Raw genomic sequence first — 21,790 nt, forward strand, 5'->3', positions numbered from 1 at the left:
GCGTTCAGGCCTTCAAAGGCACCAGACGCGGGGCAATCATGTTTTCCGGGCGCAGGATGTCGTCGAGCATGGCGTCGTCGAGCAAGCCTTCTTCGCGCACCAGTTCCAGCACGCCGCGGCCGCTTTCGAGGGCAATGCGGGCGATGCGGGTAGCGTTTTCATAGCCGATGTACGGGTTCAGCGCGGTGACCAGGCCGATGGAGTGCTCCACCAGTTCGCGGCAGCGTGCTTCGTTGGCGGTGATGCCGACGATGCAGTGCTCGCGCAGCATGTCCATGGCGCGTTGCAGCAGGCGGATCGAGTCGAAGATCTTGAAGGCGATCAGCGGCTCCATCACGTTCAGTTGCAGTTGGCCGCCTTCGGCCGCCATGGTCAGGGCCAGGTCGTTACCGATGACCTGGAAGGCCACCTGGTTCACGGCTTCCGGGATGACCGGGTTGACCTTGCCGGGCATGATCGAGCTGCCTGGCTGACGCGCTGGCAGGTTGATTTCGTTGATCCCGGTACGTGGGCCGCTGGACAGCAGGCGCAGGTCGTTGCAGATCTTCGACAGCTTCACCGCCGTACGCTTGAGCATGCCGGAGAACAGCACGAACGCGCCCATGTCGGAGGTGGCTTCGATCAAGTCGGCCGCCGGTACCAGCGGCTGGCCGCTGATGGTGGCCAGGCGCTGTACAGCCAGGGCCTGGTAGCGCGGGTCGGCGTTGATGCCGGTACCGATGGCGGTGCCGCCCAGGTTGACTTCGGTCAGCAGCTCCGGCGCCAGGGTCTTGAGGCGTGCCAGGTCTTCACCCAGGGTCGTGGCGAAGGCACGGAATTCCTGGCCGAGGGTCATCGGCACGGCATCTTGCAGCTGGGTACGGCCCATTTTCAGGACGTGGCCGAACTCGACACCCTTGGCGGCGAACGCCTGGATCAGGCTGTCGAGGCTGGCCAGCAGCGCGTCATGGCCCAACAGCAGACCCAGGCGGATCGCGGTCGGATAGGCGTCGTTGGTCGACTGCGCCATGTTCACGTCGTTGTTGGGGTGCAGGTATTGGTACTCGCCCTTGTTGTGGCCCATGGCCTCCAACGCGATGTTGGCGATGACTTCGTTGGCATTCATGTTGGTTGAAGTGCCAGCGCCGCCTTGAATCATGTCCACCACGAACTCTTCGTGGAAGTCGCCGCGGATCAGGCGGGCGCAGGCTTCGCTGATGGCAGCGTGCTTGGCTTCGCTGAGCTGGCCCAACTCGCGGTTGGCATCAGCGGCGGCTTGCTTGACCATTGCCAGACCGACCACCAATTTCGGGTAATGCGAAATCGGAACGCCGGAGAGACGGAAGTTATTCACGGCTCGCAGGGTCTGGATGCCGTAATACGCTTGGGCAGGTACTTCGAGTACGCCAAGCAGGTCTTTTTCTGTGCGGAATGATGCAGCGGAGGACATGACGGAAATCATCTCGATATGGACCCGGGCTAGGCCGGAACGCTGTGAATGCTAGGCTTGTGGGAGTTTTTGGGCCAATGCTATTAAGCGCTGGCCTATGCACAAACGGCATAATGTTGATGTGACCCGGTTAACATGGCGGGCGTGTGTGCCAAAATGGTGCGTGCCCTGGAGAATCAGATGAACCTTGAAAGCAAATGGCTGGAAGACTTTAGCGCCCTGGCGGCCACGCGCAGCTTCTCCCAGGCGGCGGAGCGGCGCTTTGTCACCCAGCCGGCCTTCAGTCGACGCATCCGCAGCCTTGAGGCGGCCCTGGGGCTGACGTTGGTCAACCGTTCGCGCACGCCGGTCGAATTGACGGCGGCGGGGCAGTTGTTCCTGGTAACGGCGCGCACGGTGGTCGAGCAACTGGGCGAAGTGCTACGCCATTTGCATCACCTTGAAGGCGGCCAGGGCGAAGTCATGCAAGTCGCGGCGGCGCACTCCCTGGCGCTGGGCTTTTTCCCACGCTGGATCGCGCAATTGCGCAACGAAGGGCTGAACATCGCCACGCGGCTGGTCGCGACCAACGTCGGCGACGCGGTGCATGCCCTGCGCGAAGGTGGCTGCGACCTGATGCTGGCGTTCTACGACCCGGATGCGGCAATGCAGATGGACCCGGATATTTTCCCGTCGCTGCACCTGGGCAACACCGAAATGCTTCCGGTGTGCGCCGCCGATGCCGATGGCAAGCCGCTGTTTGACCTGGAAGGCGAGGGCAGCGTGCCATTGCTGGCCTACAGCGCTGGGGCATTCCTCGGGCGTTCGGTGAACCTGCTGCTGCGCCAGCGCGCCCTGCGCTTTACCACGGTGTATGAAACCGCCATGGCCGACAGCCTTAAAAGCATGGCGCTGGAAGGGCTGGGGATTGCCTGGGTACCACAGTTGAGCGTACGCGCCGAGCTGGCCCGGGGTGAACTGGTAGTGTGCGGCGGGCCGCAGTGGCATGTCCCGCTGGAGATCCGCCTGTATCGCTGCGCGTTGGTGCGCAAGGCGAACGTGCGGTTGTTGTGGCGCAAGTTGGAAGGTGGGGCGGCGCAGAATCCGCCGACCGAACGCGGTTAACTGTAGGAGCTGGCTTGCCAGCGATAGCAGTGTGCCAGTCGAATATTTGGTGCTGATTGACCGCAATCGCCGGCAAGCCGGCTCCTACAGGTTTTGGGTGTTTTGGCTGACTCTGAAGTCAATAAAACCGCAGGTTTGACCGGTAAGACAGATGGTCATTCCAGGGGCTGTTTATCTGCATTATTACGGTATACTGCGCGGCCTTCGGCCGGTCCAACCGGCCTTAATTCGTACAACAAGCCACGCCGGATTTCCCGCGTGGCTTGTTGTTTTTTGACGCGCCTGCGGGCGCCCAGAGAGAAGAGGCACGACGATGAGTGCATTGGTTGGCGTGATCATGGGCTCCAAGTCCGATTGGTCCACCCTTAGCCACACCGCCGATATGCTGGAAAAACTCGGCATTCCGTTTGAAGTGAAGGTGGTTTCCGCCCACCGCACGCCGGACTTGCTGTTCCAGTATGCCGATGAAGCAGAATCCCGTGGCATCGAGGTGATTATCGCCGGTGCCGGTGGCGCAGCCCACCTGCCGGGCATGTGTGCGGCCAAGACCCACTTGCCGGTACTCGGTGTGCCGGTGCAGTCGTCGATGCTCTCGGGCGTGGATTCGCTGCTGTCCATCGTGCAGATGCCCGCCGGCATTCCGGTGGCCACCCTGGCGATCGGCAAGGCTGGCGCGATCAACGCGGCATTGCTGTCGGCCAGTATCCTGGGCGCCAAGCATCCACAGTTCCACGCGGCCCTGAAGAAATTCCGCGCCGAACAGACTGACAGCGTCCTGGACAATCCAGACCCACGCATCGCCTGAGGTTGTTGATTGATGAAAATCGGTGTAATCGGTGGCGGCCAACTGGGTCGCATGCTGGCCCTGGCGGGTACGCCGCTGGGGATGAACTTCGCGTTTCTTGATCCGGCGCCGGACGCCTGTGCGGCGGCCCTGGGCGAACACCTGCGGGCGGACTACAGCGACCCGGACCACTTGCGCCAACTGGCCGATGAAGTCGACCTGGTGACCTTCGAGTTCGAAAGTGTGCCGGCCGAAACCGTGGCGTTCCTGTCGCAATTCGTGCCGGTGTACCCGAGCGCCGAAGCCCTGCGCATCGCCCGTGATCGCTGGTTCGAAAAGAGCATGTTCAAGGACCTGGGCATTCCGACCCCGGCCTTCGCCGACATCCAGTCCCAGGCGGACCTGGACGCTGCCGTAGCCAGCATCGGCCTGCCGGCTGTGCTGAAAACCCGCACCCTGGGGTACGACGGCAAGGGCCAGAAAGTCCTGCGTACTGACGCCGATGTGGTCGGCACCTTCGCCGAGCTGGGCAGCGTTGCTTGCCTGCTGGAAGGCTTCGTGCCGTTCACCGGCGAAGTCTCGCTGGTGGCCGTGCGCGCCCGTGATGGCGAAACGCGCTTCTACCCGTTGGTGCACAACACCCACGACAGCGGCATCCTCAAGCTGTCCGTGGCCAGCACCGACCACCCGTTGCAGGCCCTGGCCGAAGACTATTCCAGCCGCGTGCTCAAGCAACTGGATTATGTCGGCGTGATGGCCTTCGAATTCTTTGAAGTGGACGGTGGCCTCAAGGCCAACGAAATCGCCCCGCGTGTACACAACTCCGGGCACTGGACCACCGAAGGCGCCGAGTGCAGCCAGTTCGAAAACCACCTGCGGGCGGTTGCGGGCCTGCCACTGGGTTCCACGGCCAAGGTGGGCGAGAGCGCGATGCTCAACTTCATTGGTGTGGTGCCGCCGGTAGAGCAGGTCATTGCGATTGATGACTGCCACCTGCATCACTACGGCAAGGCCTTCAAGGTCGGGCGCAAGGTCGGCCACGCCAACCTGCGTTGCAAGGACCGCGCGACACTCGACGCGCAGATCGCCAAGGTCCAGGCACTGATCGCCGCGCAATAACCCACGGGCTGGCGGGAACCATTGGTGACCGCCATCCTCTGATTGCAGGATGCCAAAGTCTGACTAGGCTTCAGCTAACTTTCATTCAGAGGGAAATGCCATGGGTATCATTGGGACCATCTTTATCGGTTTGATCGTCGGCCTGCTGGCGCGTTTCCTGAAACCAGGCGACGACAGCATGGGCTGGATCATGACCATCCTGCTGGGTATCGCCGGCTCCCTGGCGGCGACCTATGGCGGCCAGGCGCTGGGTATCTACCAGGCAGGCCAGGGCGCAGGCTTCATTGGCGCGCTGGTCGGTGCCATCGTGTTGCTGGTGATCTACGGTCTGCTGAAAAAGAAATGATTTAGCGACAAGCCCTCTGCGCTGCGCAGGCGCAGAGGGCTAGAATGCCGGCACTGTGTTCATTTGCCGAGCCCCTTCATGCGCCGCCTCCTGTTGACTGTCCTTTTGCTGGGTTCAAGCCTGGCACACGCCGCCCAATTGCCGGAAACCGACTGGCTGGAACTGATGCCTGAGTCAGACCAGAAAGCCCTGGAGCAAATGCCGGATATCGACCACAACTCCCCGGAAGCCCTGGGCACCTTTACCGAAAAGGGTGGCTTGAAGCAGAGCAAAGGCTTGCCGGCGGTGATGTACTCGACCAAGACCGTGGCCGCCCTGAACGGCAAGCATATCCGCCTGGGGGGCTACCCGGTGCCATTGGAAACCGACGCCAAGGGCCGCAGCACCTTGTTCTTCCTGGTGCCTTACCCGGGCGCGTGCATCCACGTGCCGCCGCCGCCGCCAAATCAGTTGGTGTTGGTGCGCTATCCCAAGGGCTTGAAGCTGGATGACATCTACACGCCGCTATGGGTGACCGGCACCTTGAAGGTAGAGACGGTCAACAACGACCTGGCGGATGCGGCTTATGCGCTGGATGCGGGAGTGGTGAGGGTGGTGCAGGAAGCGGATCTATAACCAGCGCTACAAAACCCCCGGCTTGTGTGGGAGCGGGCTTGCCCGCGATAGCGGTGTATCAGTCGCCGAATGTATCGGCTTAAACACCGCTATCGCGGGCAAGCCCGCTCCTACATTTTGGTTAGGTTACAGGGGCAGACTGGCGATGCTCACGCCCATGGTGTGACTAGCGCCCGGTGCCAGTGCCACCACATCGTCCAGCACATTCGCCGTCTCGATGCACAGCATGCCCTGCCAGCCATCGTCGGCCATGTCATCGAAGGCCTTGGCGCGTTCAGTCCAGGGGTTCCAGATCACGGTCGATTTTGATCCTTGGCTGGTGAGCTGGATCTGGCGCTGCCAGTCTTTATCGACAATGTTCAACTGTGCCGGCGTGTCGAGGTAGATGCGGTCGGTCTCGGCAGTAAAGTGCAGGAGGCCGGATTGCTTTTTGGTCACCCAGCCGTCGGCGGTATCGATATAGTCCAATCCGTCCAGGCCTTCGACCTGCACCTTGCGTACGTCGCTGACCGCGAAGTAGCTGTGCAGCGCCTGGCTGATGGTCACGGTGTCGGTGCTGCGGTTGTGGCTGGTCAGGCGGATATGCAGTTGCTCGTCGAGCAGGATGCTCATTTTCAGATCGACCTGATGGGGCCAGCCAGGGAAGCCGTCAGCAGGTGCCGGCAGGACCAGTTCAACCCGATTGTCTTCGACGCCGGCCAAGGTCCAGATGGCCGTGCGCGCGAAACCATGGGCGCCGGCCGGCTGATCACTCTGGCGCATCGCCTTGACGCTTTGCGGGTTGCGCTCGAACACACCAAACCACGGCCAGCACACCGGCACACCCGTACGGATACCTTTGCCAGCCTTGAACACAGCCTGCTCGTTTGGCCAGATCACCGGCTTAGCGCCAGCGGGCTGGTAACTGAACACGTGCGCACCCTGTTGGGCCACCAGCACTTCGGCGCCGTTGTGGCGGATGCGCCAGCAGTTCAGCTCATCCATTTTCACGGCTTCAACGTGGGGCGTAGGCATACAAGGCTCTCTTAGTGACAGGCAATGGGGCAATGGACCGTCAAACCGCCGCGAGGTTTAACGCGCTCGCGACGGAACCGACCGGGTGCGCCCGCTGCCATCGATGGCGACGAACACAAACACCGCCTCGGTGACTTTGCGCCATTCGCTGGACAGCGGGTCGTCGCTCCACACTTCGACCATCATCTGGATCGAGCTGCGGCCGATTTCCAGGGCCTGGGTGTAGAAGGACAATTGCGCGCCCACCGCCACCGGAACCAGGAAGGCCATGCGGTCGATGGCTACGGTAGCCACGCGGCCGCCGGCGACCTTGCTGGCCATTGCCGTGCCGGCCAGGTCCATCTGCGCTACCAGCCAGCCGCCGAAAATATCGCCGAAACCGTTGGTTTCACGGGGCAGTGCGGTGATTTGCAGGGCGAGATCGCCTTGCGGGATAGGATCTTCTTGTTCGAGTTCGATCATGCCGGGGGTGCCTCTGACCCGTGACTCTTGGACTATGTAATCGGTGAATAGCCGTCTTGGAAAAACGATTCAGCCCCGAACATACTACGTTCGTCACGTTTTTCGAAAGGCGCCTTGAGGGAAACTCTGCGAAATCGGCTGGCCGGTGCCAACGACGTTTTCGCGCAACTTCCACTGATATGCCGGTGCAAGGCGGGCAGTATATCGGTCGCTAGCCTGCGCGACGACCATTGGGGCCGGATTTTGTACATCTATCTGCGTGGCTTTGAAGGTGTCAGGCAAATGGCCAAAACAGTCATGCAACTTGAGGGGTTTGACCATTGTTTCTTTTAAACCCTGCACCCCAGTATTTGCTGGCGTTTTTGGTCCCCGACAATAATTCGAAGAAGGAAGAGGCGGGCCTTGCAAGGTGGTGACTTTGCGAGTCGGCGCCAACCGCTGTGCAGGTGTTTAGACTGTGCTTTTCCAGGCAATTTGTTATCTTGCCGGACCTGCCAGGCCAAACCAGCACTGTTGCGGATTCCTGATCTGACCTAATAAGAGAAGCCTTGCCATGACCACAGTGCCTTCAAGCATTGCGCCGCCCGCACGACCGCTGAACCGCAACGACTACAAAACCCTGTCGCTGTCGGCCCTGGGCGGCGCGCTGGAGTTCTACGACTTCATTATCTTCGTGTTCTTCGCCACTGTGGTCGGGAAGCTGTTTTTCCCCGCCGACATGCCCGAATGGCTGCGTCTGATGCAGACCTTCGGCATCTTCGCCGCCGGCTACCTGGCGCGGCCGCTGGGCGGGATCATCATGGCGCACTTCGGCGACCTGCTGGGGCGCAAGAAGATGTTCACCTTGAGCATCTTCATGATGGCCGTGCCGACCCTGATCATGGGCCTGTTGCCGACCTACGCGCAGATCGGCCTGTGGGCTCCGATCCTGTTGCTGCTGATGCGCGTGATCCAGGGCGCGGCGATTGGTGGCGAAGTGCCGGGGGCGTGGGTTTTTGTTTCTGAACATGTCCCACCACGCCATATCGGCTACGCCTGCGGCACCCTGACCAGCGGCCTGACCGCCGGGATCCTCCTGGGTTCGCTGGTGGCCACCGCCATCAACACGATCTACACCCCGGAGCAAGTGTCGGATTACGCCTGGCGGATCCCGTTCCTGTTGGGCGGTGTATTCGGCCTGTTCTCGGTGTACCTGCGCCGCTGGCTGCACGAAACGCCGATCTTCGCCGAAATGCAGCAGCGCAAGACCCTGGCCGCCGAGCTGCCATTGCGTGCGGTCCTGCGTGACCATCGTGGTGCCATCGTGCTGTCGATGCTGCTGACCTGGCTGCTGTCGGCCGGCATCGTCGTCGTGATCCTGATGACCCCGACCGTGCTGCAGACCATCTACCACTTCAGCCCGACAGTCTCGTTGCAGGCCAACAGCCTGGCGATCGTCACCCTGAGCCTGGGCTGCATCCTTTCCGGCGCACTGGCTGACCGCTTTGGCGCCGGGCGCGTGCTGATCGCCGGTTGCGCATTGCTGCTCGCGACCTCGTGGACGCTGTATCACAGCCTGCTGGACCACCCAAACTGGCTGTTCCCGCTGTACACCCTTACCGGCCTGTTCGTCGGCGTGGTCGGCGTGGTGCCCTACGTGATGGTCAAGGCCTTCCCACCGGTGGTGCGCTTCAGCGGCCTGTCGTTTTCCTACAACGTTGCCTACGCGGTGTTCGGTGGTCTGACGCCGTTGGTGGTGTCGCTGCTGATGAAAGAAAGCCCAATGGGCCCGGCGTACTACGTTGCCGTGATCTGCACGATGGGGATGCTGGTGGGTGCCTACCTGTGGAAACGCGGGCGCTGAACCTGGCAAGTCCCCTGTAGGAACCGGCTTACCGGCGATGGCGTCCCTTGATCAGTGCACAATTCAAGGGCCCATTGCCGGCAAGCCGGCTCCTGCAACGTTTACAGAGTGTTTCTAAAATTACCGCAATCCCTCGCCTCGCCCCCGCGTTTACTCAGCGTCCCCCCCGCATCCGCTTTCCTAGCCAATACTGGCCTTTCATCTAATTGTCATATTCCAGACATAGAGTGTTCACACGGCCTACCGATACTTGGCCCCGATCCAACTATCCCTATCTGCTAGGAGTAAGGCATGAAACTGAAGCGTTTGATGGCGGCAATGACTTTTGTCGCTGCTGGCGTTGCGACTGCCCACGCGGTGGCCGCTGGTGTTGACCCGGCAATTCCGGCCTATACCAAGACCACTGGTGTATCGGGCAACTTGTCCAGCGTCGGTTCCGATACCCTGGCCAACCTGATGACCCTGTGGGCCGAGAACTACAAAAAAGAATACCCGAACGTAAACATCCAGATTCAAGCCGCCGGTTCTTCCACCGCGCCGCCTGCACTCACCGAAGGCACCGCTAACCTGGGCCCGATGAGCCGCAAGATGAAGGACAACGAACTGCAGGCTTTCGAGAACAAATACGGCTACAAGCCGACGGCTATCCCGGTGGCCGTGGACGCCCTGGCTGTATTCGTACACAAGGACAACCCGATCAAGCACCTGACCATGGCTCAGGTCGATGCCGTGTTCTCGTCGACTCGCCTGTGCGGCGCCAAGGCTGACGCCAAGACCTGGGGTGACCTGGGTGTGACCGGTGACCTGGCCAACAAGCCAGTGCAACTGTTCGGTCGTAACTCGGTATCCGGCACCTACGGCTACTTCAAGGAAGAAGCGCTGTGCAAAGGTGACTTCAAGCCAAACGTCAACGAACAACCAGGCTCGGCTTCGGTCGTGCAGTCCATCAGCTCCTCGCTGAACGGCATCGGTTACTCGGGCATCGGCTACAAGACTGCCAGCGTGAAAACCGTGGCCCTGGCCAAGAAAGAAGGCGGCGAGTTCGTCGAAGACACCGAAGAAAACGCCCTGAACGGCAAGTACCCGCTGTCGCGTTTCCTCTACGTGTACATCAACAAGGCTCCGAACAAGCCTCTGGCCCCGCTGGAAGCCGAGTTCGTGAAACTGGTTCTGTCCAAACAGGGCCAGGAAGTTGTAGTCAAGGATGGCTACATCCCACTGCCAGCCAAAGTTGCCGCCAAGGCACTGGCTGACCTGGGTCTGAAAGAAGGCAAATAAGCCTGCACTACCTGGTGTAGATGCATGCTCTTGTGTGGGAGCGGGCTTGCCCGCGATGCAGGCGACGCGGTTTAAAATTGAAATCGTGTTGATGCCATCGCGGGCCAGCCCGCTCCCATGACAAGCCGATCTACACCCCTAATTTTTCGGTCCGCTGCCAGCCCTGCTACGCGGCGGATTTTTTGCGTCACTGCATTGTCATCTTTCTGTCATACAGGATCGCTAGGGTGTGCGCATGAATGATCTGGCCAATTCCACCATGACGACGACTTCTCCTCCCAAGCGCATTGATTTCAATACGCCTGAGCTGCAACGCAAGCGCCGCATCCGCGCGCTCAAGGACCGCCTGACCCGTTGGTACGTACTGGTCGGCGGCCTTGCCGTCCTCGGCGCTATCACGCTGATTTTCTTCTTCCTGGCCTACGTGGTCGCGCCGCTGTTCCAGGGTGCCAGCCTGACCAAGGACGAGGCCCTGAGCCCGGCCTGGATGCAGGATGCCGGCAAGCCGTTGCTGATCTCGCTGGAAGAGCAGAACCAGGTCGCCATGCGGGTTTCCGACAAGGGCCAGGCGTTGTTCTTCAGCGTTGATACCGGTGCTGAACTCAAGCGTGTCGACCTGGCCCTGCCGGCCGGCGCCAGCGTGGTGTCCATCGGTGAAGACCAGCCCGGCAGCCCGCTGGTAATCCTTGGCTTATCCAATGGCCAGTCCCTGGTGTTCCGTCACTCTTATAAAGTGTCGTACCCGGACGGCAAGAAGACCATTTCGCCCGAGATCGAATACCCCTACGGCGACACGCCAATGGTGCTCGACGAAGCCGGTCGGCCGCTGGAACATGTCGCCCTCAACGCCACTGACAGCTCGCTGATCGTTGCCGGTTCTGCCGGTTCGCACCTGAACGTGTTGTCGGTGAGCCGCGAAGAAAACATGATGACCGGCGAAGTGGTCAGCGAGCAGAAGCGCATCGACCTGCCGCAAATGACCGAGCCTGTTAAAGCGATCTTCGTCGATCCGCGCCAGCAATGGCTGTATGTGATCAACGGTCGCGCCCTGGCCGATGTGTTCAGCCTGCGGGACAACAGCCTCAACGGTCGATACAAATTATTGGAAGATGGCAACGCTGAAATCACCGCCAGCACCCAACTGGTGGGCGGTATCTCGCTGATCGTCGGCGACTCCAAGGGTGGCCTGGCCCAGTGGTTCATGGCCCGTGACCCGGATGGCGAGCAACACCTCAAGCAGATCCGGACTTTCCAGATGGGCACCACGCCTATCGTTGAAATCACCGCTGAAGAGCGTCGCAAAGGCTTCACCGCCCTGGATGCCTCCGGCAAGTTCGGGGTGTTCCACAGTACCGCGCACCGCACTTTGCTGGTGGACCCGGTGGTCGAAGGCCAGGGCATCTTTGGCATGTCGCCACGGGCCAACCGCGTGATCGTCGAAGCCGGCGGCAAGCTGCAGCCGTTGACCCTCGACAACCCGCACCCGGAAGTGTCCTGGAGCGCGTTGTGGAGCAAGGTCTGGTACGAAAACTACGACGAGCCTAAATACGTCTGGCAATCGACCGCCGCCAACAGCGATTTCGAACCGAAGATGAGCCTGGCGCCACTGACCTTCGGTACGCTCAAGGCCGCGTTCTACGCCATGCTGCTGGCTGCACCCCTGGCCATCGCCGCGGCGATCTACACCGCTTACTTCATGGCTCCGAGCCTGCGCCGCAAGGTCAAGCCGGTGATCGAGCTGATGGAAGCGATGCCGACGGTGATCCTCGGCTTCTTCGCCGGCCTGTTCCTGGCGCCGTATGTCGAAGGGCACCTGCCGGGGATTTTCAGCCTGCTGATGTTGTTGCCGATTGGCATCCTCGTCGCCGGCTTTGTTTTCAGCCGCCTGCCTGAGTCGATCCGCCTGCGGGTTCCCGATGGATGGGAAAGCGCGATCCTGATCCCGGTGATCCTGTTTGTGGGCTGGCTCTCGCTGTACATGAGCCCGTACCTGGAAACCTGGTTCTTCGGTGGTGACATGCGCATGTGGATCTCCCACGACCTGGGCATCACCTACGACCAGCGCAACGCCCTGGTAGTCGGCCTGGCCATGGGTTTTGCGGTGATCCCGAACATCTACTCCATCGCCGAAGACGCCGTGTTCAGCGTGCCGCGTGGCCTGACCCTGGGCTCCCTGGCGCTGGGCGCTACGCCTTGGCAGACCATGACCCGTGTGGTGTTGCTGACCGCAAGCCCGGGGATTTTCTCGGCGCTGATGATCGGCATGGGCCGTGCAGTGGGCGAAACCATGATCGTGCTGATGGCCACGGGTAACACCCCGGTCATGGAAATGAACCTGTTCGAAGGCCTGCGAACGCTCGCCGCCAACGTCGCGGTGGAAATGCCCGAGTCGGAAGTGGGCGGCAGTCACTACCGCGTGCTGTTCCTCTCGGCGCTGGTGCTGCTGCTGTTTACCTTCGTCATGAACACCCTCGCCGAGCTGATCCGTCAGCGTCTGCGCAAGAAATACTCGTCGCTTTAAGAAAGGTAGAAGTCTGTGAAACAGAACTCCCTGAATGGATGGTTCAAGAGCGGCGCCCCTGGCGTCTGGATCAGCGGTGGCGCGGTGGCCATCGCGGTCATCATGACCATTGGTTTGCTGGCTGTGATTGCCGTACGCGGCTTGGGTCACTTCTGGCCGGCCGACCTGATCCAGGCCAACTACAACGTGCCGGGCCAGGCCAACCACATCGTCATCGGCGAAGTGGTACAGAAAGAACAAGTGCCGCGCGAGCGCCTGAAAAGCGCTGGCCTGCCGGTGCCGGACGAAGGTCCGGAGTTCATGACCCGCGAGCTGATCAAGGTCGGCAACCGGGACTTGAACGGCAATGACTTCACCTGGATCGTCGGCGAGTGGCTGACCAACCAGACCACGCCTGTCGAGTTGATGGCCATCGAGCGTCGTGAGTGGGGCAACTTCTACGGCACCCTGGTCAACGTCAAGCAGGATGGCAAAGTCATCGCCGAAGGCGAGGCGGCGTGGCCCGAGCTGCAGGCGCGGGTTGAGCGGGTGAACAGGTTGGCTGCCGATCTCAAGACCCTTGAGAAGAGCGACATTGGTGCGATCAACGCCGGCCTGGAGCGAATCCGCCTGCACGGTCGCAAACTGGAACTCAGCGGCAAGCTCGATGCTGCCGCCCAGGCTGACATGGATGCCGACCGCGCCGAGCTGAATGCGCGTTACCAGGCCGTCGAGGCGCGCCTGACCGACCTGCACGCCCAGTTCAACCGCGACAGCCTCACGGCCCGTGATGCCAACGGCAAAGAGCTGGAAATCAACATCGGCCATGTGGTGCATGCCTACCAGCCGAACGCCATGGGCACCCTGACCAAGATGGGTTTCTATGTCAGCAAGGTCTGGGAATTCCTCAGCGATGACCCGCGGGAAGCCAACACCGAAGGCGGGATCTTCCCGGCGATCTTCGGCACCGTGATGATGACCCTGATCATGGCGATGATCGTGACTCCGTTCGGCGTGCTGGCGGCGGTCTATCTGCGTGAATACGCCAAGCAGAACACCTTGACCCGCATTATCCGTATCGCGGTGAACAACCTGGCGGGCGTCCCGGCGATTGTCTACGGCGTATTCGGCCTGGGCTTCTTTGTGTACGTGCTGGGTGGTTCGGTGGACCGCCTGTTCTTCCCCGAAGCCCTGCCGGCGCCGACCTTCGGTACGCCGGGCCTGTTGTGGGCCTCGTTGACCCTGGCGCTGCTGGCGGTGCCGGTGGTGATCGTGGCCACCGAAGAAGGCCTGGCGCGAATCCCGCGCACGGTGCGTGAAGGTTCCCTGGCACTGGGTGCGACCAAGGCCGAAACCCTGTGGAAAATCGTCCTGCCCATGGCCAGCCCGGCGATGATGACCGGCATGATCCTCGCGGTGGCCCGCGCTGCGGGTGAAGTAGCACCGCTGATGCTGGTGGGTGTGGTCAAGCTGGCGCCATCGCTGCCGCTGGACGGCAACTACCCGTACCTGCACCTGGACCAGAAGATCATGCACCTGGGCTTCCATATCTACGACGTCGGCTTCCAGAGCCCCAACGTCGAGGCCGCCCGTCCGCTGGTGTACGCCACCGCGTTCCTGCTGGTGCTGGTGATCGCCACCCTGAACCTGTCGGCGGTATGGATTCGTAACCACCTGCGCGAAAAGTACAAGGCACTGGATAGCTGACACGGTCCAATGTGGGAGCTGGCTTGCCTGCGATGCAGACGACGCGGTGTATCAGTAAGACCGCAGTGATGCCATCGCAGGCAAGCCAGCTCCCACAGACACAGAATTTGAGTAAGCCGCTCCGGCGGTTCAACGAAACGAATTGGTAGCACAGGGAGCATCCCATGCAACATGAAACCCATTCCCACGGCATCAACATGTCAGCCCTGGGTCGCGACAAGCAGAGCCTGAGCCTGGCCGAAGAAACCGTGGCCATCGAAGTCCCGGGCCTGAGCCTGTACTACGGTGAGAAGCAGGCCCTGTTCGACGTCAGCATGAACATCCCCAAGCAGCGCGTGACCGCCTTTATCGGCCCGTCGGGCTGCGGCAAGTCCACGCTGTTGCGCACCTTCAACCGCATGAACGACCTGGTGGACGGTTGCCGTGTGGAAGGCGCGATCAACCTCTACGGCAGCAACATCTACCGCAAGGGCGAAGACGTGGCCGAGCTGCGTCGCCGGGTGGGCATGGTGTTCCAGAAGCCTAACCCGTTCCCCAAGACTATCTACGAAAACGTGGTCTATGGCCTGCGGATCCAGGGCATCAACAAGAAGCGCATCCTTGACGAAGCGGTGGAGTGGGCCCTCAAGGGCGCGGCGCTGTGGGACGAGGTCAAGGACCGCCTGCACGAATCGGCCCTCGGCCTGTCCGGCGGCCAGCAGCAGCGTCTGGTGATTGCCCGGACCATCGCCGTGGAGCCGGAAGTGCTGCTGCTCGACGAACCGTGCTCGGCACTCGACCCGATCTCGACGCTGAAAGTCGAAGAGCTGATCTACGAGCTCAAGTCCAAGTTCACCATCGTCATCGTGACCCACAACATGCAACAGGCGGCGCGGGTTTCCGACTACACCGCGTTCATGTACATGGGCAAACTGGTGGAGTTCGGCGATACCGATACCCTGTTCACCAATCCGGCGAAGAAGCAGACCGAAGACTACATCACCGGTCGCTACGGCTAGGAAGCTGTGGTTTTTATTGCACTGACGCTGCGGTTCTCCGCACCTTACCGGACGCTCCAAGGACGCCAACATGATTAGCAAAGAAGGCCTTACCCACCACATCTCCGCGCAGTTCAACGCCGAGCTTGAGGAAGTGCGCAGCCACCTCCTGGCCATGGGCGGGCTGGTGGAGAAGCAAGTCAACGACGCGGTGACCGCGCTGATCGAGGCCGACTCGGGCCTGGCCCAGCAAGTGCGCGAGATCGACGACCAGATCAACCAGATGGAGCGCAACATCGACGAGGAATGCCTGCGCATCCTCGCTCGTCGCCAGCCGGCGGCCTCCGACCTGCGGTTGATCATCAGCATTTCCAAGTCGGTGATCGATCTGGAGCGCATCGGCGATGAAGCCACCAAGATCGCCCGTCGCGCCATCCAGTTGTGCGAAGAAGGCGAAGCGCCGCGCGGTTACGTCGAAGTGCGTCACATCGGCGACCAGGTGCGCAACATGGTGCGCGATGCGCTGGATGCGTTTGCCCGCTTTGACGCCGACCTGGCGTTGTCCGTGGCCCAGTACGACAAGATCATCGACCGCGAGTACAAGACCGCCCTGCGTGAGCTGGCGACCTACATGATGGAAGATCCGCGCTCCATCTCGCGGGTATTGAGCATCATCTGGGTGCTGCGCTCCCTGGAGCGGATCGGCGACCACGCGCGCAATATCTCGGAATTGGTCATTTACCTGGTACGCGGCACCGACGTACGGCACATGGGCCTCAAGCGCATGAAAGCCGAAGTTGAAGGCACGGCCGATCAAATCCCTAATGTTCCGGCCGAATCTGACGATAAGTAAGATTGCCCGAGAAATAAACGCCCGGCCTCTGGTCGGGCGTTTGCGTTTGTGGCGTATGAGTTTTGCGCTGCGGGCAGCCATAAAGTCCCGGCGTGACTGACGAGTTTTTGGCAAAATGCCATCAGTTAAGCGTTTTGCTTGCCGGGGTTTTGAGAGGATGAAGGGTCGATGAGTAAAGTCAGTGTATTGGTGGTGGATGACGCCTCGTTTATTCGCGACCTGGTGAAGAAGTGCCTGCGTAACTACTTCCCCGGTATCAAGATTGAAGATGCGGTGAACGGCAAAAAGGCCCAGGCCATCCTGATGCGCGAAACCTTCGACATGGTGCTGTGCGACTGGGAAATGCCGGAAATGTCTGGCCTGGAACTGTTGACCTGGTGCCGTGAGCAGCCACAGCTCAAGTCCATGCCGTTTGTCATGGTCACCAGCCGTGGCGACAAGGAAAACGTGGTCCAGGCCATCCAGGCCGGCGTCTCCGGCTATGTCAGCAAGCCGTTCACCAACGAACAGTTGCTGAACAAGGTCAAGCAGGCCCTGAATAAGATCGGTCGCCTCGACGCCTTGCTGGCCAGTGCGCCGACCAAGATGAACTCGGCTTTCGGCAACGACTCCCTCAGCGCCCTGACCGGTGGCAAGCCCGAAGCGGTCAAGCCCGCCCCGGTGGCCGCGCCGAGCAAAGGCCTGCTCAACAGCCCGCCCGTTCAGTCCACCGCCGCCCCCTCGGCCGCCAGCGGTCGCGGCCAGGGCCAATTGCGTCTGTCCAGCGGCACCCAGCAATGTGTGATCAAGGGCCTGAGCATCAAGGAGGCGCTGCTGGTGGTGCGCCGTGGCGACGTCCTGCCGCAAGTGCTGGAAAGTGCTGTGCTTGATCTTGAACAAGGCGAGAACGCCGAAACTGCCCGCCTCAACGGCTACCTGCACGCCATCGTCGCCTACGAACCACGCCCCGACAGCGACTGGCTGCAACTGACCTTCCGCTTTATCGACCAGGACGCGCAGAAGCTGGACTACATCTCCCGGCTGATTGCCCGGGGCACCGCGCAGAAGCATTTTGTGCCGGGTGCCTGAACCAACCCCCTGATCCCTGTAGATGCTGGCTTGCCAGCGATGGCGTGGCGCGGTGACAGATAAACCGCCATCGCCGGCAAGCCGGCTCCTACAGGGGCGTCGGTCTACACAACAGTGTCATGAACCCTTGCTAGCCTGCCGTTCAGTCATACCCGGCAGGTTTATCCGATGCTTGTGCGTTTTATGTTGTTTTGTGGCCTGTGCGCGGTCGCTTCATCGACCCTGGCCATGACCCTCTATCGTTCCACCGATGCCCGTGGCGTGGTGTTTTTCAGCGAGCAGAAGACCCCCGGCGCCCAGGCGTTTGTGTTCCAGGAACGGCGGGTGGTACCGGTGAAGCGCCAGGTGCTTGATCCCCAGCCGCGGCGCAACTTGCGGCCGGCGCAGTTCCAGCGCTACCCCTTGCCCTGGCGTGGCGGGCCTTTCCGCCTGACCCAGGGGCCTGGCGGCACATTCAGTCATTCTGACGTCAAGAGTCGCTACGCCATGGATATCGCCATGCCCGAGGGCACGCCGATCATCGCTGCGCGGAGTGGCTTGGTGGTGAAGACCGAGAACAACCAATCCGGGCGCGGCAGTGACCCGTCGGGCAACTTCGTGCGGGTGTTGCACGATGACGGCACCCAGGGCGTGTATCTGCACCTCAAGCGGGGGTCGCTCAGCGTCAGGGATGGGCAGCACGTGGGGGTGGGCAGCCCGCTGGGGCAGTCGGGCAATACCGGCAACAGCAGCGGGCCACACCTGCATTTTGTGGTGCAGCGCGATACGGGGGCGGGGTGGGTGTCGATTCCGTATGAGTTCACGCAGCCGGTACAGGCCCTGCCCAACTTTGCGTCGGGCACGCGGTAAGGCTTTTGTAGGAGCGAGCTTGCTCGCGAAAAACCTGAGGGCGCTGCCGGGTGTCAGGATCCCAGCGTTATCGTTAACGTCCTTCGCGAGCAAGCTCGCTCCTACAGGGGGTGTGCTCTAGTCGAGCATCAGGACCTTGGCCAGCACGATTTTCGGGCCTTTCATCTTCTTGATGATGATCCGCAGGCCTTCCACTTCCAGCACTTCTTCCTCTTCCGGCACTCGGTTGAGGGTGTCGTAGATCAAGCCAGCGAGGGTTTCGGCCTCGATGTGGTCCAGGTCGATGCCCAGCAGGCGCTCGATCTTGAACAGCGGCGTGTCACCACGCACCAGCAGTTTGCCCGGCTGGTAGGCGAGGATGCCGCGCTCGGCCTTGCGGTGTTCGTCCTGGATATCGCCCACCAGCACTTCCAGCACGTCTTCCATGGTCAGGTAGCCGATGATGTTGCCGTCGGCTTCCTCTACCAGGGCAAAGTGCGCGCCGCCCTTGCGGAACTGTTCGAGCAATTGCGACAGCGGCATGTGCCGCGACACGCGCTCCAGCGGGCGGGTCAGCTCGGCCAGGTTGAACGACTCGGGAATATGATCCAGGGCCGCCAGTTCCAGCAGCAGATCCTTGATGTGCAGCAGGCCGACAAATTCACCACGCACCGGGTCGTACACCGGGTAGCGACTGAATTTGTGGCGGCGGAACAGCGCGAGGATTTCCTTGAGCGGCGCGTTGAAGTCCAGGGTCACCAGGTCTTCCCGCGAGTTGGCCCAGTCCACTACTTCCAGCTCGCCCATTTCCACGGCCGAGGCCAGCACGCGCATGCCTTGGTCGCTTGGGTCCTGGCCACGGCTGGAGTGCAGGATCAGCTTGAGTTCTTCGCGGCTGTAATGGTGCTCGTGATGGGGGCCGGGCTCGCCCTGGCCGGCGATGCGCAGGATCGCGTTGGCGCTGGCGTTGAGCAGGTAGATTGCCGGGTACATCGCCCAGTAGAACAGGTACAACGGCACCGCCGTCCACAGCGACAGCAGCTCGGGCTTGCGAATGGCCCAGGACTTGGGCGCCAGCTCACCGACCACGATGTGCAGGTAGGAAATCACGAAGAAGGCGGCGAAGAACGACACGCCCTTGATGACTTCAGGCGACTCGACGCCCATGGCCCCCAGCAACGGCTCCAGGATGTGCGCAAAAGCCGGCTCACCGACCCAGCCCAAGCCCAGGGAGGCGAGGGTGATACCCAACTGACAGGCCGACAGATACGCGTCGAGCTGGCTGTGTACGGTGCGCAGGATCTGCCCGCGCCAGCCGTTGGTGTGGGCGATGGCCTCGACCCGGGTGGAGCGCAGTTTGACCATGGCAAATTCCGCCGCAACGAAGAAACCGTTGAGCAGTACCAGGATCAGTGCAAAAAGAATCATGCCGAAATCGGCGAAGAGTGTCGCGAGGGTGATACCAGGGGAAGGGTCCATGATGGGGTTTTGCGGGTTCCGTGTATTCAAAAAGGGGTGATGGCTGTGCCTCAAGGGCGGGCACAAGTCAGGCAATGTAGCGGCTGAAGGGGCGCTTGCCTAGTGGCGGCTGCCGGGCGGATCAGTGAATGCCTGCTGCATTGGGCTTATGTGGGAGCTGGCTTGCCTGCGATGCAGGCGCCTAAGTCTTACAGATGCACCGAGGTGATGCTATCGCAGGCAAGCCAGCTCCTACAGGAGGGTGGGGGTTATTTTCAGATTAATCCTTCGTCGCGATTGCTTGCGAACGACTGACCTGCGTCGGCGCAAAGTGGCAGGTAAAGGTGCTGCCGTGGCCCAGGACGCTGCTGATTTCCAGGCGGGCCCGATGGCGCAACAGCACGTGCTTGACGATCGCCAAGCCCAGCCCCGTACCGCCGGTGTTGGAGTTGCGGCTGGAGTCGACGCGGTAGAAACGCTCGGTCAGGCGTGGCAGGTGTTTGCTGTCGATACCAATCCCCGAATCCTGCACGCTCAGGTGCGCCCCCTGCTGATCGGCCCACCATCGGATGCGGATCGTGCCTTTGTCCTGGGTGTACTTCACAGCGTTGAACACCAGGTTGGAAAAAGCACTGCGCAATTCGCCCTCGCTGCCCTTGAGCAGCACCGACGGGTCGGCTTCCAGGGTAATGATCTGGCCGCGCTCGCCGGACAGGGCCTGGGCATCGTTTTTGATGGTCTGCAGCAGGCTCTGTACGGCCACCGGGTGGTTGTCCGAGGGGTAGTCGGTGGCTTCCAGCTTGGCCAGCAGCAGCAGGTCGTTGAGCAGGGTCTGCATGCGTGAGCCCTGTTGCTGCATCTGCTGCAAGGCACGGTTCCAGCGCGGGTTGACGCCTTCGACGTTGTCCAGCAGCGTCTCCAGGTAGCCACAGATCACCGTCAGCGGCGTACGCAATTCGTGGGAGACGTTGGCGACGAAATCCTTGCGCATCTGTTCCAACTGATGGATGCGGGTGACGTCGCGCACCAGCATCAAGTGTTCATTGTTGCCATAGCGCGTGAGGTACAGCTGGATGCGCACCCGGTCGTTGGTGGGCGACGGGATTTCCAGGGCTTCCTCGTAGTTATCCTGCTCGAAGTATTCCTTGAAACGCGGATGGCGTACCAGGTTGGTCACCGGCTGGCCGCTGTCCTGGGGCGTCTTGAGGCCCAGCAGGGTCTCGGCGGCGCGGTTCCACCATTCCAGGTTGCCGTCGCTGTCGAGCATGATCACCGCGTCCTTGAGCGCGGCCGTCGACTCCTGGACCCGGTCGATCACCGCTTGCAGGCGGCCCCGCACCCGCTGGTCGCGGCGTTGCAGGTGATAGATGCTGTCGAACACCTCGCCCCACAGGCCGTAGCCGTCGGGTGGTGCTTCGTCGGGTTTGTGCTGGCGCAGCCACTCGTGCAGGCGCAGCAATTGCTTGAGGGTCCAGCCCAGGTAGAGGCCCAGGCCGATGGCCAGGCTCCAGCCGTAGTAGCCGCTGATCAGGCCGATCAACAGGCAGCCGGTGACCAGCAGGAGCATGTGGCGGATCAGGGTGCCATGCCAGTTTTGGTTCACTTGAACATGCGTCCTTGTCGGCTGTTAAGTCTGGGAAGGGCTGGCTCAGCCTTTGGTGGAAAACCGATAGCCGGTACCGCGCACGGTTTGTACCAGATTCTCGTAGGCATCGCCCAAGGCTTTGCGCAGGCGGCGGATATGCACGTCCACGGTGCGCTCCTCGACATACACATTGCCGCCCCACACCTGGTCCAGCAATTGCCCACGGGTATAGGCGCGTTCCTGGTGGGTCATGAAGAACTGCAACAGGCGGTATTCGGTGGGGCCCATTTCGGCAGGCTTGCCGTCGATGGTCACGCGGTGGCTGATCGGGTCCAGCAGCAGGCCGCCGACTTCAATCGGCGCCTCGCCATCGGTCGGGCCGGCGCGGCGCAGCACGGCCTTCAGACGTGCGACCAGTTCCCGTGGGGAAAACGGCTTGGTGATGTAGTCATCGGCGCCGACTTCCAGGCCCTGGATCTTGTTGTCCTCTTCGCCCTTGGCGGTGAGCATGATGATCGGGATATCCCCGGTCAGCTCATCGCGCTTGAGGCGCCGGGCCAGCTCGATGCCAGAGGTGCCGGGCAGCATCCAGTCCAGCAGGATCAGGTCCGGCTTGCGGTCGACGATAATGGCGTGGGCCTGCTGGGAGTTCTCTGCCTCCAGGCAGTCATAGCCGGCCATTTCCAACGCAACGGCGATCATTTCGCGAATGGGCGCTTCGTCGTCAACGATCAGAATGCTCCTGCCAACCATGCTAAGTCCTCTTGTCATTTAACTGTCTTGCGCCGCATTAGATAACGGAATTATTGCAGTCGTGTGA

Annotated in this window: 19 protein-coding genes and 1 pseudogene; 13 read left to right on the forward strand and 7 right to left on the reverse strand. The window is 61.4% G+C overall.

Going from position 1 to position 21,790, the window contains the following annotated elements; genetic code table 11:
• Window positions 1-4: 4 nt before the first annotated feature.
• Window positions 5-1,429: an aspartate ammonia-lyase gene (aspA, locus tag HBO11_RS14160; RefSeq protein ID WP_038444539.1), complete on the reverse strand. Its 1,425-nt coding sequence runs from the start codon at window positions 1,427-1,429 to the stop codon at window positions 5-7.
• A gap of 180 nt (window positions 1,430-1,609) precedes the next feature.
• Between aspA and HBO11_RS14165 the strand changes: the two genes are divergently transcribed.
• The 5 genes from HBO11_RS14165 (at window position 1,610) to HBO11_RS14185 (ending at window position 5,397) form a co-directional block, all read left to right on the forward strand.
• Complete coding sequence (locus HBO11_RS14165) at window positions 1,610-2,533, forward strand: LysR substrate-binding domain-containing protein (RefSeq protein WP_169955435.1); 924 nt, start codon at window positions 1,610-1,612, stop codon at window positions 2,531-2,533.
• Between the two features lie 313 nt (window positions 2,534-2,846).
• Entirely contained in the window at window positions 2,847-3,338 is a 492-nt protein-coding gene (purE, locus tag HBO11_RS14170; RefSeq protein ID WP_057440545.1) for a 5-(carboxyamino)imidazole ribonucleotide mutase, read from the forward strand.
• Window positions 3,339-3,350: 12 nt separating this feature from the next.
• Window positions 3,351-4,436 (forward strand): 5-(carboxyamino)imidazole ribonucleotide synthase, encoded by a 1,086-nt coding sequence (locus HBO11_RS14175; protein WP_032856724.1) that lies wholly within the window; start codon window positions 3,351-3,353, stop codon window positions 4,434-4,436.
• A gap of 100 nt (window positions 4,437-4,536) precedes the next feature.
• Window positions 4,537-4,782 (forward strand): GlsB/YeaQ/YmgE family stress response membrane protein, encoded by a 246-nt coding sequence (locus HBO11_RS14180; protein WP_029289950.1) that lies wholly within the window; start codon window positions 4,537-4,539, stop codon window positions 4,780-4,782.
• 78 nt (window positions 4,783-4,860) lie between these two features.
• Entirely contained in the window at window positions 4,861-5,397 is a 537-nt protein-coding gene (locus HBO11_RS14185; protein ID WP_169955434.1) for a DUF3299 domain-containing protein, read from the forward strand.
• A gap of 126 nt (window positions 5,398-5,523) precedes the next feature.
• Here the strand turns inward: HBO11_RS14185 and HBO11_RS14190 are convergent, their stop codons facing one another.
• Together HBO11_RS14190 and HBO11_RS14195 are read right to left on the reverse strand one after the other, a co-directional pair.
• Entirely contained in the window at window positions 5,524-6,411 is an 888-nt protein-coding gene (locus HBO11_RS14190) for a D-hexose-6-phosphate mutarotase (protein ID WP_169955433.1), read from the reverse strand.
• A 57-nt stretch (window positions 6,412-6,468) separates the two neighbouring features.
• Entirely contained in the window at window positions 6,469-6,873 is a 405-nt protein-coding gene (locus tag HBO11_RS14195; RefSeq protein ID WP_003176975.1) for an acyl-CoA thioesterase, read from the reverse strand.
• Between the two features lie 562 nt (window positions 6,874-7,435).
• On the opposite strand from HBO11_RS14195, the gene HBO11_RS14200 reads away from it, so the two are divergent.
• The 8 genes from HBO11_RS14200 (at window position 7,436) to HBO11_RS14235 (ending at window position 17,948) form a co-directional block, all read left to right on the forward strand.
• Window positions 7,436-8,716, forward strand: coding sequence for an MFS transporter (locus tag HBO11_RS14200; RefSeq protein WP_169955454.1), 1,281 nt, complete (start codon window positions 7,436-7,438; stop codon window positions 8,714-8,716).
• A gap of 291 nt (window positions 8,717-9,007) precedes the next feature.
• Window positions 9,008-9,994 carry a phosphate ABC transporter substrate-binding protein PstS gene (locus HBO11_RS14205; protein ID WP_169955432.1) on the forward strand — a complete coding sequence of 329 codons (987 nt, stop codon included), beginning with the start codon at window positions 9,008-9,010 and terminating at the stop codon, window positions 9,992-9,994.
• Window positions 9,995-10,481: 487 nt separating this feature from the next.
• Window positions 10,482-12,515 carry an ABC transporter permease subunit gene (locus HBO11_RS14210; protein WP_169955453.1) on the forward strand — a complete coding sequence of 678 codons (2,034 nt, stop codon included), beginning with the start codon at window positions 10,482-10,484 and terminating at the stop codon, window positions 12,513-12,515.
• A gap of 15 nt (window positions 12,516-12,530) precedes the next feature.
• Window positions 12,531-14,201, forward strand: coding sequence for a phosphate ABC transporter permease PstA (gene pstA / locus HBO11_RS14215; protein WP_169955431.1), 1,671 nt, complete (start codon window positions 12,531-12,533; stop codon window positions 14,199-14,201).
• Window positions 14,202-14,365: 164 nt separating this feature from the next.
• Window positions 14,366-15,199: a phosphate ABC transporter ATP-binding protein PstB gene (pstB, locus tag HBO11_RS14220; RefSeq protein WP_029289934.1), complete on the forward strand. Its 834-nt coding sequence runs from the start codon at window positions 14,366-14,368 to the stop codon at window positions 15,197-15,199.
• 70 nt (window positions 15,200-15,269) lie between these two features.
• A complete protein-coding gene (gene phoU, locus HBO11_RS14225) occupies window positions 15,270-16,031 on the forward strand; it encodes a phosphate signaling complex protein PhoU (RefSeq protein ID WP_057961181.1) in 762 nt (253 codons plus the stop codon).
• 168 nt (window positions 16,032-16,199) lie between these two features.
• Window positions 16,200-17,099 (forward strand): response regulator, encoded by a 900-nt coding sequence (locus HBO11_RS14230; RefSeq protein ID WP_169955430.1) that lies wholly within the window; start codon window positions 16,200-16,202, stop codon window positions 17,097-17,099.
• 168 nt (window positions 17,100-17,267) lie between these two features.
• Window positions 17,268-17,948 carry a M23 family metallopeptidase gene (locus HBO11_RS14235; protein WP_169955429.1) on the forward strand — a complete coding sequence of 227 codons (681 nt, stop codon included), beginning with the start codon at window positions 17,268-17,270 and terminating at the stop codon, window positions 17,946-17,948.
• A 6-nt stretch (window positions 17,949-17,954) separates the two neighbouring features.
• On the opposite strand, the pseudogene HBO11_RS28700 reads toward HBO11_RS14235, so the two are convergent.
• The 4 genes and pseudogenes from HBO11_RS28700 to phoB form a co-directional block, all read right to left on the reverse strand.
• Window positions 17,955-18,041: pseudogene (locus HBO11_RS28700) on the reverse strand (outer membrane lipoprotein carrier protein LolA); the annotation flags it as partial.
• Between the two features lie 24 nt (window positions 18,042-18,065).
• On the reverse strand, window positions 18,066-19,406 hold the full coding sequence (locus HBO11_RS14240; protein ID WP_029289929.1) for a hemolysin family protein: 1,341 nt from the start codon (window positions 19,404-19,406) through the stop codon (window positions 18,066-18,068).
• A gap of 259 nt (window positions 19,407-19,665) precedes the next feature.
• On the reverse strand, window positions 19,666-20,952 hold the full coding sequence (gene phoR / locus HBO11_RS14245) for a phosphate regulon sensor histidine kinase PhoR (RefSeq protein ID WP_187699292.1): 1,287 nt from the start codon (window positions 20,950-20,952) through the stop codon (window positions 19,666-19,668).
• 81 nt (window positions 20,953-21,033) lie between these two features.
• On the reverse strand, window positions 21,034-21,723 hold the full coding sequence (gene phoB, locus HBO11_RS14250) for a phosphate regulon transcriptional regulator PhoB (RefSeq protein WP_003176964.1): 690 nt from the start codon (window positions 21,721-21,723) through the stop codon (window positions 21,034-21,036).
• Window positions 21,724-21,790 lie beyond the last annotated feature (67 nt).

The organism is Pseudomonas sp. WS 5010, assembly GCF_012985565.1.
GTDB lineage: Bacteria > Pseudomonadota > Gammaproteobacteria > Pseudomonadales > Pseudomonadaceae > Aquipseudomonas.